The 16,076-nt window shown below is 34.8% G+C and carries 12 protein-coding genes and 3 pseudogenes; 8 read left to right on the top strand and 7 right to left on the bottom strand.

Annotation, left to right across the window (positions count from 1 at the left end):
• Positions 1-120 precede the first annotated feature (120 nt).
• The 5 genes and pseudogenes from OPR21_RS08050 to OPR21_RS08070 all read left to right on the top strand — a co-directional run.
• Positions 121-363: pseudogene (locus tag OPR21_RS08050) on the top strand (hypothetical protein); the annotation flags it as partial.
• Positions 364-457: 94 nt separating this feature from the next.
• Entirely contained in the window at positions 458-832 is a 375-nt protein-coding gene (locus OPR21_RS08055) for a hypothetical protein (protein ID WP_006279398.1), read from the top strand.
• Positions 833-876: 44 nt separating this feature from the next.
• Positions 877-3,231, top strand: a complete 2,355-nt coding sequence (locus tag OPR21_RS08060; protein ID WP_265029938.1) for a VirB4 family type IV secretion/conjugal transfer ATPase — start codon at positions 877-879, stop codon at positions 3,229-3,231.
• Positions 3,212-6,022, top strand: a complete 2,811-nt coding sequence (locus OPR21_RS08065) for a hypothetical protein (protein WP_265029939.1) — start codon at positions 3,212-3,214, stop codon at positions 6,020-6,022. The genes OPR21_RS08060 and OPR21_RS08065 overlap by 20 nt, the downstream gene beginning before the upstream one ends.
• A gap of 121 nt (positions 6,023-6,143) precedes the next feature.
• Positions 6,144-6,629 (top strand): WBM0748 family T4SS-associated protein, encoded by a 486-nt coding sequence (locus tag OPR21_RS08070; RefSeq protein ID WP_236514438.1) that lies wholly within the window; start codon positions 6,144-6,146, stop codon positions 6,627-6,629.
• Here the strand turns inward: OPR21_RS08070 and OPR21_RS08075 are convergent.
• The gene (locus OPR21_RS08075) at positions 6,626-7,117 is read right to left on the bottom strand and encodes an SH3 domain-containing protein (protein ID WP_007551030.1); all 492 of its coding nucleotides are present in this window, start codon (positions 7,115-7,117) and stop codon (positions 6,626-6,628) included. The two genes, OPR21_RS08070 and OPR21_RS08075, sit on opposite strands and share 4 nt — an antisense overlap.
• A 70-nt stretch (positions 7,118-7,187) precedes the next feature.
• Between OPR21_RS08075 and OPR21_RS08080 the strand changes: the two genes are divergently transcribed.
• Both OPR21_RS08080 and OPR21_RS08085 read left to right on the top strand, forming a co-directional pair.
• Complete coding sequence (locus OPR21_RS08080) at positions 7,188-8,552, top strand: pyruvate dehydrogenase complex dihydrolipoamide acetyltransferase (RefSeq protein ID WP_006280214.1); 1,365 nt, start codon at positions 7,188-7,190, stop codon at positions 8,550-8,552.
• Positions 8,553-8,621: 69 nt separating this feature from the next.
• The gene (locus OPR21_RS08085) at positions 8,622-9,446 is read left to right on the top strand and encodes a hypothetical protein (RefSeq protein ID WP_007550761.1); all 825 of its coding nucleotides are present in this window, start codon (positions 8,622-8,624) and stop codon (positions 9,444-9,446) included.
• Between the two features lie 45 nt (positions 9,447-9,491).
• Here the strand turns inward: OPR21_RS08085 and OPR21_RS08090 are convergent, their stop codons facing one another.
• Both OPR21_RS08090 and recR read right to left on the bottom strand, forming a co-directional pair.
• Positions 9,492-10,712, bottom strand: a complete 1,221-nt coding sequence (locus OPR21_RS08090) for a KAP family P-loop NTPase fold protein (protein WP_077190565.1) — start codon at positions 10,710-10,712, stop codon at positions 9,492-9,494.
• A gap of 3 nt (positions 10,713-10,715) precedes the next feature.
• A complete protein-coding gene (gene recR / locus OPR21_RS08095) occupies positions 10,716-11,321 on the bottom strand; it encodes a recombination mediator RecR (protein WP_010963080.1) in 606 nt (201 codons plus the stop codon).
• A gap of 357 nt (positions 11,322-11,678) precedes the next feature.
• Here recR and OPR21_RS08100 point away from each other — a divergent pair.
• Positions 11,679-12,530 (top strand): annotated as a pseudogene (locus tag OPR21_RS08100) (IS630 family transposase).
• A gap of 28 nt (positions 12,531-12,558) precedes the next feature.
• Here OPR21_RS08100 and OPR21_RS08105 read toward each other — a convergent pair.
• The 4 genes and pseudogenes from OPR21_RS08105 to OPR21_RS08120 all read right to left on the bottom strand — a co-directional run.
• A pseudogene (locus OPR21_RS08105) lies at positions 12,559-12,942 on the bottom strand (IS66 family transposase); the annotation flags it as partial.
• A gap of 205 nt (positions 12,943-13,147) precedes the next feature.
• On the bottom strand, positions 13,148-15,421 hold the full coding sequence (gene pnp, locus OPR21_RS08110) for a polyribonucleotide nucleotidyltransferase (protein WP_077188412.1): 2,274 nt from the start codon (positions 15,419-15,421) through the stop codon (positions 13,148-13,150).
• Positions 15,422-15,435: 14 nt separating this feature from the next.
• A complete protein-coding gene (rpsO, locus tag OPR21_RS08115) occupies positions 15,436-15,708 on the bottom strand; it encodes a 30S ribosomal protein S15 (RefSeq protein ID WP_006279944.1) in 273 nt (90 codons plus the stop codon).
• A 12-nt stretch (positions 15,709-15,720) separates the two neighbouring features.
• Positions 15,721-16,014: a hypothetical protein gene (locus tag OPR21_RS08120; protein WP_236718489.1), complete on the bottom strand. Its 294-nt coding sequence runs from the start codon at positions 16,012-16,014 to the stop codon at positions 15,721-15,723.
• Between the last annotated feature and the right edge of the window lie 62 nt (positions 16,015-16,076).

Below are 16,076 nucleotides of genomic sequence, written 5' to 3' on the forward strand. Positions count from 1 at the left end.
GCAAAAGATTCAATGCAACCCGAAGAAAAAAGGGACAGAAAAAACGCCATTACAATCGTGCAGAAATTTCCTTTGAATAAGAAAAAGGGTGAAGATACTCCACTTGAAAAACAACCCAATAACAGAAATCTTCACGTTGCATTTGTAGCAGGTTGTGCTCTCTCCACAATAGGGTGCATTGTTGCAGGAGCAATGACATCAGGATTGATAGGAGCAGGACTACTTGCTATGGTTGCAGTGCTTGCTATAGCAGCAGTAGCTGAATTGCATTCAAACTTCCTATCAAGTAAATTAACATCCATTAATGTGAGTCCTCTTGTTGATGATAAGAGCTTACAGCATGTTCGCAGCGGTAAAAATTAAATATGTGTTACTTGTAGTGAATAAGTGAATTCAGTTCTTGCCTATTGATATAAAAGTTGTTATATTTGAGGAATGTTTAAAAGGTGTTTAGTTGATGCGCATTCAATTGAATAAAGTTTTGGTTTTTATAGCCTTATTAAGTTTCATTTTTGCATCATATTCTAGCGAAGCAAGTTCGGCGAGTGATGAATTAAAGGGTATACAAGAAACGGTAAAAAATTTTATTTCTTCATTTTCAGTTAAAGATACTGTAGAAAATATGAGTCCTTCAACAATCATAGGGTTGTGTATAGCTGCAGTGATACTTGCAGTAGTGTTCAGAGGTCTAATCTTTTTTATGATAATGTTTGGTGTACTGGTCCTGGTGTTCGGTAGTACAGAAAAGGCAACAGACTACTTAAAAGAAAAATTTAACTTTGCAAAAGATATAAAATTACAATCCGATAGCGAAAAAAAAGATAAAAATTAAGATAGTATTTTTATCTTTTTTAATTATCTTTATTGAATACGCATATGCAGTTAAAAGTACCAACAGTTAACTCTAAGCTTAAAAAAAAGAACAACTTAGCATTACTAGAAAGCATTGATTTAGATTTTGTTCCTTATGCTTGTCATTACGATGAAGAAACCATACTAACAAAACAGGGAGAATTGTTAAAAATAATCAAGTTAGAAGATTATTCTTCTGTTGATAACTACAGCGACCTCAGAACTGAAATTAGAAAAAGCATATCAAAAAATATTAATAGCCTGTATTTTACCGTTTGGATTCATACCGTTAGAAAGCGCAATAAACTGAGCTTGAAATGGAATAAAACTGAAGACTTCTCTGACAACCTACATTCAACGTGGTTTAATAAACTAACTGATAGTAAATTACAGTATATAAATGAACTATACATTGTAATATTGTTTAGCGATTTTGGCAAGCATACTAATAATTCGTTTTTTTTCAATAGAATAAAGAATAAGCATAAGTTGTCTTTACAAGAAAGCCATCAGGAGTTGCAAAAGATAACTGACGTAATTCAAAATGATTTAGGACCTTTTGGAGCTAAAAAACTGAGTCTAAGGTTTAGTGAAGGTAAAATATATTCTGAAATGATAGAATTTCTCCACTATATTGTTACATTAACGCACAAAGATTATCCAATACATGAAAGGGACCTGTCGCAATATATTAGAAATTTTAAAATAGCTTTTGGTTTCAATACGTTTCAAACAATATTTGAAAATCAACAGAAATTTGGCTCTATTTTCAGCATAAAAGAATACCGGGAAATCTCTTTAGGTAATATAGATAGATGCTTGCAGCTTGAATCTGAATTTATCATTACAGAAATAATGATATTTACTAGTAATAACAAAGCAATAAAAGAATTTAAAAAACAAATCAACATGCTGCAAATTAGTGAGGATAATACCTTACTTAAAAGCTCAGGAATTGAAGAAATAATAGAGCTTGAAAAGACCTCTAGTATAGACTTCTGCCAACAGAAAATTATTTTTACAATATTTGCAGATGATAGGAATAAGTTAGCTGAAAGTATTAGTGATTTATCTTCTATAATGTCATTAGTTGGCTTCATGATGTTTAGAACTGATTTACATATGGAAAGTCATTTTTGGGCACAACTTCCAGGCAATTTTGCTTTTATTACGCAACCGAAAAATATCTTAACAAAATACGCTTGCAGCTTTGCTATGCTGCACGATTTTACGTCAGGTACATTAAAAGGAGGAAGGTGGAAAGAAGCGGTAATGATTTTTTTCTCAAAAAAAGGAAATCCTTACTTCTTTAATTTTCATGGAAAAAGAAATAATGGCCATACTACGATACTCGGAGCTCCAAATTCAGGCAGAACTTCACTCATTAATTTTCTATTATCAGAATCAAGAAAGTTTAACCCAAGAATTGTCATATTGGATAACACTGGAAAATCAATAATTTTTACTAAAGCAGTGAGTGGTAAATATTACATAATCGACCCAAAATATAAGGACAAAAGCCTAAAATTTAATCCACTAAACATTGAAGATAGTGCTTCCAATCGCAATATGTTGGTTGAACTGATCAGAAGAATGGTAGCCGATACGAGCTTGGTGGACGTAGAAGAAAAGATAAGAAAAATTGTGGATTCTATATTTGCTATACCCAAGGAATCACGTTCTATTTCACAAATTTCTGAGGTGCTCTTGCTCCTTGGGGGTAAGATAAGTAGATGGTGTGACGATGGTGACTTTGCTTACTTATTTCAAGATGGTAATGAATCAGATATTGACTGGGAAACAAAAATTATATCTCTCAACACCGCAAACCTTACAAAACAAAAGGAATGTATGTCCGTGATACTTTACTATTTTTTATATTCTTTTGAGGCAAAATGTGATGGCTCGCCTGCAATACTTGTTTTGGATGAAGCATGGGAGATAAGTAATATTTTTCCTACAGAGAAAGAGTTTGATAACTGGATGCAAAGAATGACGGAACTAAATGTTGTAGTAATCCTAAGTACTGAAAATTTAAATCTCGCATTTGCTAGCAAATTTACTCAATATTTAGATAAACATGTTGATACAAGAATCTTGATGCCGAACGTCAATGCAAATAGATTATACATGAAAGCATTTTCTTTATCAAAAGAGGAGCTGAATATAATTCTGCAGACGCCAACGCAGGAAGGTTTATTTTTGATAAAACAGTATAAAGGATTAGTAACTTTAAATTTAGATTTAAAGAATATGCAAGAAATACATGTACTTTCAGCTAACAAAGAGACGATAAAGTATATGTACGAGGCAATAAAGGAAAAAGGAGAAGAAGTTAATGAGTGGTTACCGGTATTTTATGAGAAGTGTAAGGCTTAATTTCTTATTGATATTTTTTTTGATACTTGGTCTTTCGTATCAAGGATATGCTGATTGTCCAACATTTGTAGAAAGTAATACTTGGTTGGAAGCAATAGTTGGTGGAGATTGGGTAAAGGAAATTAAGGTGCAAGCAATAAAAGATCAAGGAGTTGATGGTTACTTTAATCCCAAAATTAGAGTATGTGCTTATGATGGACAAAGTTATTGTTATGACTTACAAAGTGGGGAATCCTGCCGCCAGATATATGGAACGCAAGGTACAGGAGCTGGAGTTTCTGCTGCAGCTTTTATTGATTGGGAAGGGGATAAAACAAAAGCTGGAGGAGAAATTGCTCGGGGTCTTAAATGGGAATGGGCAGACGGTGTTACTGATGAGGAAAAAAGAAGATTCGCTAACTCTCCTAAAATATGTGCTTGCAGTCACAAAGGGGCTTGTATGTCAGGAATTTCTTCATGGGGTTCTAGAGTATTTTCGGGTGAGAATATTTTTCGTCCTGGGGAGATGGAAAAAGTCTGTGATACCTGCTACCAAACGGCAGTAAAATGTGCTCCCGTGCCACTTGCACCTAGCCCCCCTCCATTTTGCGAGCAACTTGCAATGTCACCTCCACAAGTTAGAATTGTTCCTATAACAGATAAAGACAATGATTACTTTAATCCTAAGGTTAAGGTAATCATTGGTGATCTGAAAGGAAGAGACGGAGAGATTGGAGAAAAATTAGATTTCCCTAAAGGGTATGGAGAAAATAAAGCTGAGTGGCGCTCTATTTTAGACAAAGATGGCATCACGTACTACTTCAAAACCTATAGAAAAAAGGGCCAGCTCTGTGCTGAATACCTTGGAACTCAAAGTATAAATGAACAAAATCCACAGTTCGTCCGCTGTTTTCCTGCACCACCTGCTCCAGAACCTGAGATAGTGGAGATAGTAAATAAAAATACATTGAAAGTAGAAATGAAGATGAGTGAGAGCACTTGTGCTAAAGCACATGGAACCTATAGTAATGGTTCCTGTACTTTTAATGTTAATACTGACCTCAACCATCCTATAAACATTGGCCCCCTATCTTTAAAAGTAGTAAAACCAGCAATAGTAGCAAAAACAACTGATAGTAATATTGATAATATTATAGAAGGTATATTAGAAAGTAATCCGCAACAATTTAAAGTTCTGAAAGAATATGGCTATGTTCCTGATGTGCAAATTAAATGTTCTAAAGGCGAAAGTTTTTATAGTTTTAATGATTCTGAGAAAAAGTTAAAAGACAAATCTATTCAATGTGAATTTAATAACTCTGGGCAGCCGGAAATAGAAGTAAAGTATAAAGGAAATTCTAACAGTAAAATGCTTTGTCTTTCTGGATGGCAGCCAGAACCAGAGGAGTTTGTTCTTAAAAGAGAAAATAAAATAATACCACTAAAATTAATGGGAACAAGATATACTAAATACAATGCTGTTTACTCCAAGGAATCAAATCAGTTCTATTATCTTCCAAGCAAGGAAATAGTTTACCCTTTGAAAGAAACTCAAGAGAGGTTGGATAAAATAATATTTAATAAGCAAGAGTATGTTTTCTTCCCTGATGAAAATGAGCAGAAGAAGGGAGAATGCAGTTACTGTGTAAAAAGAAATGATGAGATAGACGATACATTTAAATCTAGTAAAGGACTGAAAGTAGTATACAAATTGACGGATGTAGAGCATAGAGAAAAATGTAATCAAGGTGATGATGGTTGTATCTGCTTTACTGGAACATGCAGCCGTTCAACACGATATGTAGACAAAGAAAACACTCAACCTTTTTATACAAAGATTTCACAAAATACAAATGGCGTTGTCACACAACAAGAAGCACCAATTAAAGCAAACAGAACGGAGGTCTTTTACGCTGATAAATTGTGTAGGTTCGATTTAGAAGGTCTCAAAAAGAAATTAAAAGAAAAATTAAAAGAGATAATCAAGGAACATCTGAAAAATAAGAAACCAGATCTTGAAAAAAATAATGAAAAATCCTATGATCATAAAAATAAAGATGTTTATACAGATGACTTATCAATAAAATTTGATCGTATTAAAATAGAAGCGTGGGGAAGTGGTGAAGCAGGTCATATACAAGGTAGTGGCTGTGACAATCAAAAATGCCATTCTACTGAAAGCAGAGTAGGGATGCCAGGAGATTATATTAAAGCTAAACTGAAAATCGATCCTAATTATCCTATAATTAAGGTGCAAGTCACAGAGGGAGGGGGTAACCAGGAAAGTAACCTCTCAGATAAGGACGGGGGACCTGTTTTCATAGAAATGTGCAATTCGCAGAAGCAACATTGCCAGCAACTGATTACTGTTGCAGGTGGAGGTGAGTATAGAACATACGGTGGTAAGGGTTATAAGGAAACAGTAATTCATAAGCAAGATTTAAAGCTAGAGGAGAAAATTGTAAAGGCAGATAAACTGAAGTCTACACAAGACAATCAAATAGCATATATAGAAAATGGTGAAATCAAGTATGAAACAGTAGAGTGTGGAAGTGGTTTGAGAAGCAGTAGATCTGGTGCAGGTGGCTGCATTAATAAAAGCAAAGGAATTTATGGTAAAGGCTCTCCAGGGTATGTGAAGATTAGACCTATTATAAAGGAATTTGACGAAGAAGAAATAAATGCTGCTATTAAAAAAGTAATAGAGGATCTATACGATCTTGAAACTATGACTGATTTTTGGGTAGGGGATCTTAACGTGAATATAAGTGGGATAATTAAAGAGGAACTCAAAAAAGAATTGTTAAGGTAAAAAGATATAACTCTGAAAATTATGCTCTCGTTTTAATAATTAATTAAAGTAAAGCATGTAGTAAATGGTGTAATTGCTGTATCTTAACAAAAAGGTATAACGAATGTAAGGAGGGTACTTTATGTCTCTAAAGAATAAAATTTCTGAGCTAATAGAACAACAATTTAGCATTAAATACCATGACAATTATTTGGCTTACGCTATACATAAGTGGGCTGCAAGCGAAATATCTAATTCTATTGCTTTTTGCATAATTGGTTGTGGAAATTGCAAGATTGGATATCAAGATGCTGCAAATTCGTTCAACATAACAAAAGAAGAAATTGAACAAGGCAATATTGCAAGCATAGAAAGTAAAATAAAAAATGAAGCTGAAAAATCAGGTAGCGAGTTTTCTGAGTTGATTTCTAGAGTGGATCAATCGCTAAAAGAGCAGAGTGAAAAGTCTATTGTACAAATTTTAGATTCATCCGCTGAGGAGATGTTAAGGAGTTTCTGTGATAACCCTGTACAGTCTCCAGAGCCTCAAGAACCCTCTGCTTCATCTGAAGAGCATGCTACAGAAGGCCCAGAAACTAGTGTTAATTCAGATCTTTTGTCAACCTAATCAACCCCATATATATGTTTTTTTTGTACCCATGCTTTGCGTTTTGGGGTGGAAAGAAAGCACCATTCTTCGTTGCATTTTTCTATCTTCATCACAACAAACTTGTCTATTTTCATAGTAATCTTGCTGTCTACACTCTGTTTTTGATATCCATAAGTATCTTCTTTTACAATCGCGTAGCGCTTATCACTAAGAAGATTGCCTTTTATCCATCCGCAGTCTTCATCTATATCGCAGACCTTTTTCCAACTCTCAAACTCTTCTATCACTTTCAGGGGCAGATTTTTGCAAGTGTATATCCATTTTACAGGATAGTGAAACCCTGGCCCCGTTCTCATGTTGATCTTATTTGATTTGGTTGAAACAAAGTTGTTAGCAAACAAGCTATGGCTAAATAATAAAAACAATAGGATAATAGTACTGAACCAAGATCCCAGTGTCACGCACTGGGATAACGTGAGGGATAGTGTAACAGACTTATTCATCATAATTCACGATTAGGTTGACATAAGATAAAGAGTAAATTAAAAATTGAATAGATCTTTAAATGCAAAATCAATGCCTATAGAAATATTAATGCCTGCTCTTTCACCGACAATGAGCAAAACTGGAGGAAAAATTGTAAAGTGGCATAAAAAAGAACAAGACAAAGTTGAAGTAGGCGACGTAATTGCTGAGATAGAGACTGATAAAGCCATAATGGAGTTTGAATCTATAGATGAAGGAGTTTTAGCAAAAATTTTAGTAACAGAAGGAACAAGTGGCGTGCCTGTAAATCAACCAATAGCTTTAATGCTGGAAGAAGGAGAAGATGAAAGTGCACTTAACAACTATACTTCAACTTCCATCAATAGTGCAGTTAAAAAGGAAGTGACAAAAAGTGCTGTTGATAATCAAAAATCAGAACACCAAGATTTAAACGGAAAGCCAATAAGTCATTCTTCGGTGTCATTCCAGCGCGTGACGCTGGAATCCAACCCCTCAATGTCATCCCAGTGCTTGACGCTGGGATCTAGAAAAGAAGAATGGATCCCAGTGTCAGCTACTCAGATGACAGAGGGTTATGCAGAAGGTAGAACAAAAATAAGCCCATTAGCTAAGAAAATAGCTCAAAATGAAGGGGTTAATGTGCAGCAATTAAAAGGTACAGGACCATATGGTCGCATAATTAAGGCTGATGTGTTGGAGTTTTTAGGCAGTGGTATACATACTGAAAGTCCTGAGAAAGATACCATAGTTGAAGTAAGCAACATGCGCCAAGTGATAGCACAGCGCCTGACTGAATCAAAACAGAATGTTCCACATTTTTATTTAACTGTAGATTGCCAGGTTGATAAGTTAATATCGTTAAAAAACGAGATTAACTCAGCAGATGAAAACAATAAAGTAACAATTAATGATCTAATCATAAAAGCTGCAGCTTTCAGCATGAAAAAATTTCCTGATATAAATTCTTCGTGGATAGATAATAAAATACTGAGATATTCAAATATAGATATTTCAATCGCTGTGGCACTTGAAGATGGGCTAATTACTCCTATAGTAAAAAATGCTGATAAAAAGGGTATTTTATCTATATCAAAAGAAGTGAAAGATTTAGTAAGCAGAGCAAGATCTGGAAAATTGAAACCTGAAGAGTTTCAAGGAGGAGGGTTTACTATCTCCAACTTAGGGATGTTTGGTATAAAAGCCTTCAGTGCTATAATCAATCCGCCGCAATCTTGCATTATGGCAGTTGGTGCATCTAAAAAACAACCAATTGTTATGAATGAGAAAATAGAAATAGCAGAAATAATGACAGTAACGCTCTCTGTTGACCATAGAGCAGTTGATGGGGCACTCGGAGCAAAGTTTTTAAATGCCTTTAAGCATTATATAGAGAATCCTCTGGTGATGCTTATTGAAACTGCGGTAATCTATTAGCATTGTTATTACAAAATTAATACCTCTAAGTTTATACTTTTATTAGTTAATAGGTTTAGAGGTAAAAAAATGAATACTACAGTAGAAAAAAATAATCCAAAAATTTTTCCTCAAAATGAAGGAAAGATTAACTCAAAAGGCATGGTTGCCCCACCTGTTCCTCCGAAATCTTCCCAAGCTAAATTTGCTGGAATAAAAGCAATTTTTGAGCGAAATGTACCTCATTCTCAAGCAAATGATAGTAATAAAACAGTGAGTAGCAATCTTGGAAGAACATTTGGCCCAACAATGCAAAAACTCATGGAAGACAACATTCATAGCACTCCTAACAAACAACGCCGCAATTCAGGGGATAGTGGTATCAGTGATATTAGTAGCAGCACTTCTGATGATGAGGATAGAACAATAAAAGATAAAATGATGGAAAATGTTAAGCAGGATAACCATCAAAAAAGCTTTGATTTACATAAAGTACAAGCAACTGATGAATTAGAAACCGTAAAATTTCTCAAAACGCTAAGCAAGAAAGAAAGAGAAAAACTTGGTTTTTCTCCTAAACAGCAAAATAACCAAAAGGTTGAGACTAGCAAAAAAACTTATAATCCACTTGATTGGAATCCAATCTATCAAGGTAAAAAGCTCTTTAGCTTAGGCAATATGTCGAGTAATTCGTCTTCATGTAGTGAAAAAAGCAATATTTCAGATGTAAGCGATAAGTCTAATAATTCAAACATTGTTAGATGTAATATTACTAGGAGTAACAGTAAGGAAGACCTTCGTAAACCTGATGCTTCACATAATGACAAATCTGCAGGTAAAAAATTATCTAATGTCAATGTAAGCGAATTAATCAGAAAGTTTGAACAAGGTAATGACATAGTAAAAGGGCGTTAATCAAATGTTACCCTATCTTTGTATATGTAAAGGTAGGGTATCTTTTCAAAATAGTATATCCTTTATAGCTTTGTTAATTTTTGACTCCCTCTCTGCAAAAGCAGTTTCTAGAGAGGTTTTAAGTTTTTCCCATTCTTCTTGACCATTTAGAACTAAAGATTTATATTCATTTTCAATTTTTTCCAATGCTCTTTGATATGAAAAACCTAATTCCTCATATATATCAATATTTATCGATTGCAGTATTACCAAAAATGAAAACAAATTCGGATCAGGTAATTCTTCTCTTGTGTGATTCAGAAGACACAGCTTTATTTTTTTTACGCAGTATTCTATTGTTTTTAACGATAGTGACAGGCTTTCTGTATAAAATATAAAACTATCTACAATCAAATTTTTTGACTTTTTCGGTAATTTAATATTTTCAAATAGTTCTTTTGTAAATTTTTCTATCGGTTGTTTTGGCAAATGTAAAGAGAGATCAGTAAAAGATTTTAGGTCAAAATTTGGTCCAAGTATTGTGCTGATTGCTCTTTGTACATTACTCTTATCTTTACTTACAGAAATAATGAAAACCAGCCCCTCCACATCAAGCATATACTTTATAGATTCCAAAAAATCGACAACGAATTTAGGACGGCACACATCAAGATTATCCACCATTATATAAATGTTTTTGTCTTTTCTGATTTTATTAACCACATCCGCTAACTGTGTTTTAAAATCTCTAGTACTCTCTTTTCTTCTTTGGAGAAGACTTAATTCACTCAAGACAAAACCTATGTCTTTTTTATCAGCCTCTTTTGCAGCATCAAGAAATACTGAAAGCATAGCAAGTGGAGATTTACTGATCAGCTTTCCTAGTGTGTTTAGAGAAAATAGCTCTTGGTTTATGTTCTTGAACTGTTGTATAACACTTCTTTTTACTTTATACGATACAAATAAATCTTCAAATAGGAAATTTAAAAAAGAAGGCAGTGGTTGGTCCAATGCATTGATATCCCATGCACTATAATAAGCTGCAATTTCATTTTGCTGTTTTAACTCTTTTACCCATTCTTTCAAAAAAAACGTCTTGCCCCATCCATCATATCCTTCCAAAGATATTATTGTAAAAGACTGATCAATTGTTTTAATTATAGTGTTGAATTTACCTGAAAATTGCTTATAGTTTAGGTGGTCATTTTCCCAAGCCACCACTTTAAGTGGTGGCACTATTTTTTTCTTTTTGAATGTTATTAGCGATATAAGTTTTTTTAAGCACATGTCTTATTTTATATTTAACTCATATTCTTGTCTTGAAGTAAGTGCTATCCTCAGCGTTCCTTCATCAAGATAGTCAATTTCTCCGCCCATTGGTATGCCGCAAGCAAGGCGTGATATTTTCACATCCAAATTTTTTAGCAATTCAATTATATATTGTGCAGTAACTTGGCCCTCTAATGTCGGATTAATTGCGATAATTATCTCTTCAATTTTAGACTCTGTCACTCTTTTCAGAATAGTGTCAAGGTTGAGTTCTTTTGGACCTATGCCATTTATTGCAGACAATCTGCCACCCAAAACATGGTATAAACCTGAATATATATTTCCTTTTTCAAACGCCCATAGATCACCTAATTCTTCTACTACACACAGTAACTTAGTGTCACGTTTTGGGTTAGTACAAATAGAACAAGGTGACTTAGTATCTAGATTTCCGCAAACTTCACACTCTATTATAAGATCTGCTAGCTCTTTAATCAAAGATGCAAGTGGTAGCATAACTTTTTCTTTGTTTTGGAGTAAATGTATAACTAACCTGCGTGATGATGATGGCCCTAAACTTGGCAATTTAGAGAAAGCATGAACTAGATTCTTTATGTTAACGTTCATTCAATAAATTCAGAATAGGCAGTCAAATGGTAACATCAAACCCTTTGTAAAGAAAGTGGTAAGTTTCTCTTGATCCCACTTTGATCAGCTATAGAAAAAATTTTTTACTTTAACGAAAAAAATTACTTCCGCACACTTAAAGCCTGATTATAATAGACTTCTTGCATAACCCAAACTAAGTAGAAAAAAGGTATCATCCAAGTAGCTGACACTGGTTCCTTTATGACGGCAGTACCTTCTCCTGTCATCCGAATAGCCGACTACTTGGATCCAGGAAATTTAACTCTACCAAGTATAGCTCTTTCCATAAAAGTCCGGATGTGATAGGATAAGGGTAGATGATGATAAGGAGGTTGAATGCCAGCAGCATATAGTTATGATTTAAGAAAAAAAGCAATGGAAGCGCTAGACGAAGGAGAAAGCAGAGAAACAGTGGCAGCAAGATTTAAGATTGGACGAACTACTTTATGGGAGTGGCAGCAAAGAAGAAAAGAAACAGGAGACTTTCAATCAAAAAAACTTGGAAATGGGGGTTACAATCACAAAATTACCGACTGGGATACCTTTGCCAAATTTGCCAGAGAACACGGAGGAAAGACTCTATCGGAAATGGCTAAACTTTGGAACAACGTTAGTATCCAAACGATCTATCGAGCCCTTAAAAAAATTGGATTTACGCGCAAAAAAAGACATATGGATACAAGGAAAGAAACGAAGGAAAACGTGCTGAATTTTTGAAAATTATAGCGACAAAAGAACCTAAAAACTTAGTGTATATAGATGAGTCTGGCATTGATAACACCGAAGACTACCCCTACGGATATTGCCAGAAAGGACAGCGGTTTTATGCCTTAAAATCTGGAAAGAAAACTCAACGAATCAGTATGGTTGCAGCCTTAAGTGGAAGAAAGATAGTTGTTCCGTTAACCTTTGAAGGCCACTGTAATATGGATGTTTTTAATGGATGGTTTGAGCAATTTTTGACACCGATCTTGGAACCTGGACAGACTGTCATTCTTGACAATGCTACTTTTCATAAGTCTGATAAAGCTTGCTAAAGGGGTTGGTGCAGAAATTTTGTATCTGCCGCCTTATTCTCCAGATTTCAACAAAATTGAGCATCATTGGTTTGCTATAAAAAACAGAGCCAGGAAAAACATTCCTCTATTCGAATCCTTTCGTCGTGCTGTTGATTCTGCCTTCCTATGACCTGTTCGGACTATTATGAGAAATGCTATACTACATAAGGCCTAATTTCCGGAAGATCAACTTTTTGGTGAACATAAGGTTTTTCGCATATTACAAGCTCTCCTCCGCATTCGCAAATATTAGGCAACTCTATTTTTACTACTTTATCCGCTTCCATTGTAGCATGAAAATTTCCTTTATGCCCAACCTGATCGCCAACATTCCTTTCGCTTTTTGGCTTGTCCTTTTTTGTTTTGTACAATTCTTTAGAGCTCGGTAGAGATGAATTTTTCGAGTTTAAACCAAGCCTTTCCTTTAATTCAGCGTTCTCTATCTTTAAAGCTTTATTTTCTGCTTTTAAGTTTTCTATCTCTGCTTTCAGTTTTTCTATTTTTTGCTGTAAATTTTTGCAAAGTTCTAAAAGGTTTACCACATTACCTCACTTTTGCTCTATGATTATCTTTTTAGATCACTTTGTCTACCTTATTCTACCACTCCGCTGAACGGATACCTTGGGTTAGCTATAGCTAACACCACAATTGTACTAACATTGTGATTTGAGAACAACCTTCACCAGAAAGGGTGTCATTCCAGTGTTAAGCACTGGAATGACGAGAGGTAACGCAAGAAGTTTACTCTTAATAAAAACCTGATGATGAATCATTATTACCAAATTTCGGCCTATTTCTATTGCTGAAACCAGAACGAGGACGAGGAGGCCTCTTATGGTGACTTCCTCCAGGTTTTCTACTAAATGAATTATTGTAATAATTATCCCTGTCATTTGGACCATCTTTCCTTTCCTCGTTGTAAAGCTCACCTTCAAAAAACTCTCCCGTCTCTTGATCAACCCGACGTCTTGACAACTTTGGACACCCACCTTTTTCGAAGTCAATTACTAGTGCTTTGAAAGTATCATCTTGTTTAAGTACGCTCTCTATAGAATCTATATGTTCATTAGCTACTTCACTTATGTGCATTTTTCCTTTTCTGCCATTAAGAAATTCAAGCTCTACAATAGACTTCTCTATTCTTACAACCTTGACATCAACTATAGAACCTTGTTCTAGTTCTGTTATTGAATCAATCATCATACTCTTTGCAATTTCAGCTTCAGTGCCACTCGTAGCAAAAACAGAAACTTTACCATCATCTCCTATTTCAATTTTTGCATTACTTCTTTCACACACACTGCGTATATTTTTCCCCTTAGAACCTATAGCAGCAGAAATTTTGTCTTTATCTATGTAAAATGATAACATCCTTGGTGCATGGTCTTTGACATCATCACTGTGTTCTGAAATCACTGCATTCATTTTTTCTAAAATATGTAATCTTCCAGCTTTTGCCTGTTCTAAAGATTTTTCAACAATTTCAAAGCTTATACCAGAAATTTTCATGTCCATTTGTAGCGCCGTAACCCCTTCACTAGTTCCTGCTACTTTAAAGTCCATATCACCAAGATAATCTTCATCACCAAGTATATCGGAAAGTATTACATACTCGTCTTTATCTTTGATGAGACCCATAGCAATTCCAGCAACAGGGGCCTTTATTGGCACACCCGTATCCATTAAAGCAAGAGAAGTCCCACAAACTGTTGCCATAGAAGAAGAACCATCAGACTCCAAAATTTCGGACACTACTCTTATTGTATAAGGAAATTCAGACTTATCGGGTAAAACAGGATGAATTGCTTTCCAAGCAAGTTTGCCATGACCGATTTCTCTTCTTCCTGGTGCACGCGCAGCAGAAGTTTCTCCAACAGCAAATGAGGGAAAGTTATAATGCAACATGAAATGCTCACGTCTATCCCCTTCAATATCATCCACAATTTGCTCATCTTGAGTGGTGCCAAGAGCAGTAACAACCAGTGCCTGAGTATTGCCTCTTGTAAATAGTGCAGAACCGTGAGTTTTGGACAGAATATCAACTTCAACTTCTATCTGACGTATCTCATCATGCTTACGACCGTCTATCCTTACACTTTTCTTCCTAATTATTTCACGTACTAAAGATCTTTCAAAGTTTTTTACTGCATACGTAATTAACTTTTCGTCTTTTCCAGTTTCTTTAAGAGTATTCAATATATTCTCTCTGATCGCTTCTAGAGCTTGAACTCGCTCTTGTTTTACTGTTTGCGAATATGCTTTTTCAAAATCTTTACCGTATTTTTCGAGCTCTTGTGTTATATCTGATGCATCAATAGGGGCAAAGCTCTCAGGTTTATTGCCAATTGTATCAGCAAACTCTTTTATGAGCTTAATGACAGGCTTAAGGTGTTCATGGCCAAATTTTATTGCATTAAAAACATTTTCTTCAGAGAGCTCTTTCACTTCTGATTCAACCATTAAAATTGAATTTTCATCACCAGACAAAAACAGATCCAAGCTGCTTGCTTTCATCTCTTGAACAGAAGGGTTGAGTATATAGTTATTATTTTCATCACAACCAACCATCACTCCAGCTATAGTAAAGTGAAAGGGAACACCAGAAATTGCAAGAGCTGCAACAGCACCAATCAATGCTGGCACTTCAGGAGGATTGACTGTATCATAAGTTAATAGATTGCACACCACACTAATTTCATCATGAAATCCTTCTGGGAATAGTGGTCTTATACTTCTATCTATTACTCTTGAGATTAAAGTTTCTCTATCAGATGGCTTGCCTTCTCTTTTAAAAAACCCGCCAGGGATCTTACCCATGGCATAGCTTTTTGCGATAAACTGCACATTTAAAGGTAGGAAATCAACGCTTTCTTCCTTCTTTTTACGTACAACAGTTACTAAAACAGAAGTATCACCGTAATTTACAACTACTGAACCATGAGCTTGGCGTGCTATTTTTCCTGTTTCTAAAGATAAGGGACGACCACCCCACTCTATAGATTTTTTTATAATTTTAAACATATTAAATTCCTCGATTATTTTCTAATGCCTAACTTCTCTATTAATTCCTGATAGGCTTCATTACCAAATTTACGCTTTATATAATTTAAGTGCTTGCGTCTTCTACCTATCAATATAAGTAAACCACGCTTAGAGTGATGGTCATGCTTGTGCACTTTAAAATGCTCAGTTAAGTTACTGATCCTCTCGGTCAAAATTGCACATTGTACAAAAGATGAGCCTGTATCATCTTCTTTAATTGCATATATATTTATCAAACTCTTTTTCTTTTCGGATGTTATCGACATCTAAACCTCATTTTAAATATTAAAAACACGAATAGGTTTCACACAACCATAAATAAAACTGCAGATTGCAATAGGTACACTACCCACCACCGCACAACAAATATCATGATTCTTTAAATTACGCAAGTTATTTAATACAACTTCCTGACCTTTTCTGATTTTTCCCGCATCTTCTAGGGAAATTTCAACTTTGAACATCGATTTTAAAGCCGATTCAATGGGGATGACGAAACTTTTTGTATTACTCCCTGTCACTCCATCATCTTCTGTCATCCCACCCCCCTCTGTCATGAAAGTAGCTGACACTGGTTTCCATCCAAGACGGTGTCATTCCTTACTATTACCCACAAATATAAATGTACTTATAA

Source organism: Wolbachia endosymbiont (group A) of Philonthus cognatus (assembly GCF_947251755.1).
Taxonomy (GTDB): domain Bacteria; phylum Pseudomonadota; class Alphaproteobacteria; order Rickettsiales; family Anaplasmataceae; genus Wolbachia; species Wolbachia pipientis.

Coding starts and splice junctions, on each gene's coding strand:
- OPR21_RS08055 (WP_006279398.1), top strand. CDS start 458: ATGCGCATTCAATTGAATAAAGTTTTGGTTTTTATAGCCTTATTAAGT.
- OPR21_RS08060 (WP_265029938.1), top strand. CDS start 877: ATGCAGTTAAAAGTACCAACAGTTAACTCTAAGCTTAAAAAAAAGAAC.
- OPR21_RS08065 (WP_265029939.1), top strand. CDS start 3,212: ATGAGAAGTGTAAGGCTTAATTTCTTATTGATATTTTTTTTGATACTT.
- OPR21_RS08070 (WP_236514438.1), top strand. CDS start 6,144: ATGTCTCTAAAGAATAAAATTTCTGAGCTAATAGAACAACAATTTAGC.
- OPR21_RS08075 (WP_007551030.1), bottom strand. CDS start 7,117: ATGATGAATAAGTCTGTTACACTATCCCTCACGTTATCCCAGTGCGTG.
- OPR21_RS08080 (WP_006280214.1), top strand. CDS start 7,188: ATGCCTATAGAAATATTAATGCCTGCTCTTTCACCGACAATGAGCAAA.
- OPR21_RS08085 (WP_007550761.1), top strand. CDS start 8,622: ATGAATACTACAGTAGAAAAAAATAATCCAAAAATTTTTCCTCAAAAT.
- OPR21_RS08090 (WP_077190565.1), bottom strand. CDS start 10,712: ATGTGCTTAAAAAAACTTATATCGCTAATAACATTCAAAAAGAAAAAA.
- recR (WP_010963080.1), bottom strand. CDS start 11,321: ATGAACGTTAACATAAAGAATCTAGTTCATGCTTTCTCTAAATTGCCA.
- pnp (WP_077188412.1), bottom strand. CDS start 15,421: ATGTTTAAAATTATAAAAAAATCTATAGAGTGGGGTGGTCGTCCCTTA.
- rpsO (WP_006279944.1), bottom strand. CDS start 15,708: ATGTCGATAACATCCGAAAAGAAAAAGAGTTTGATAAATATATATGCA.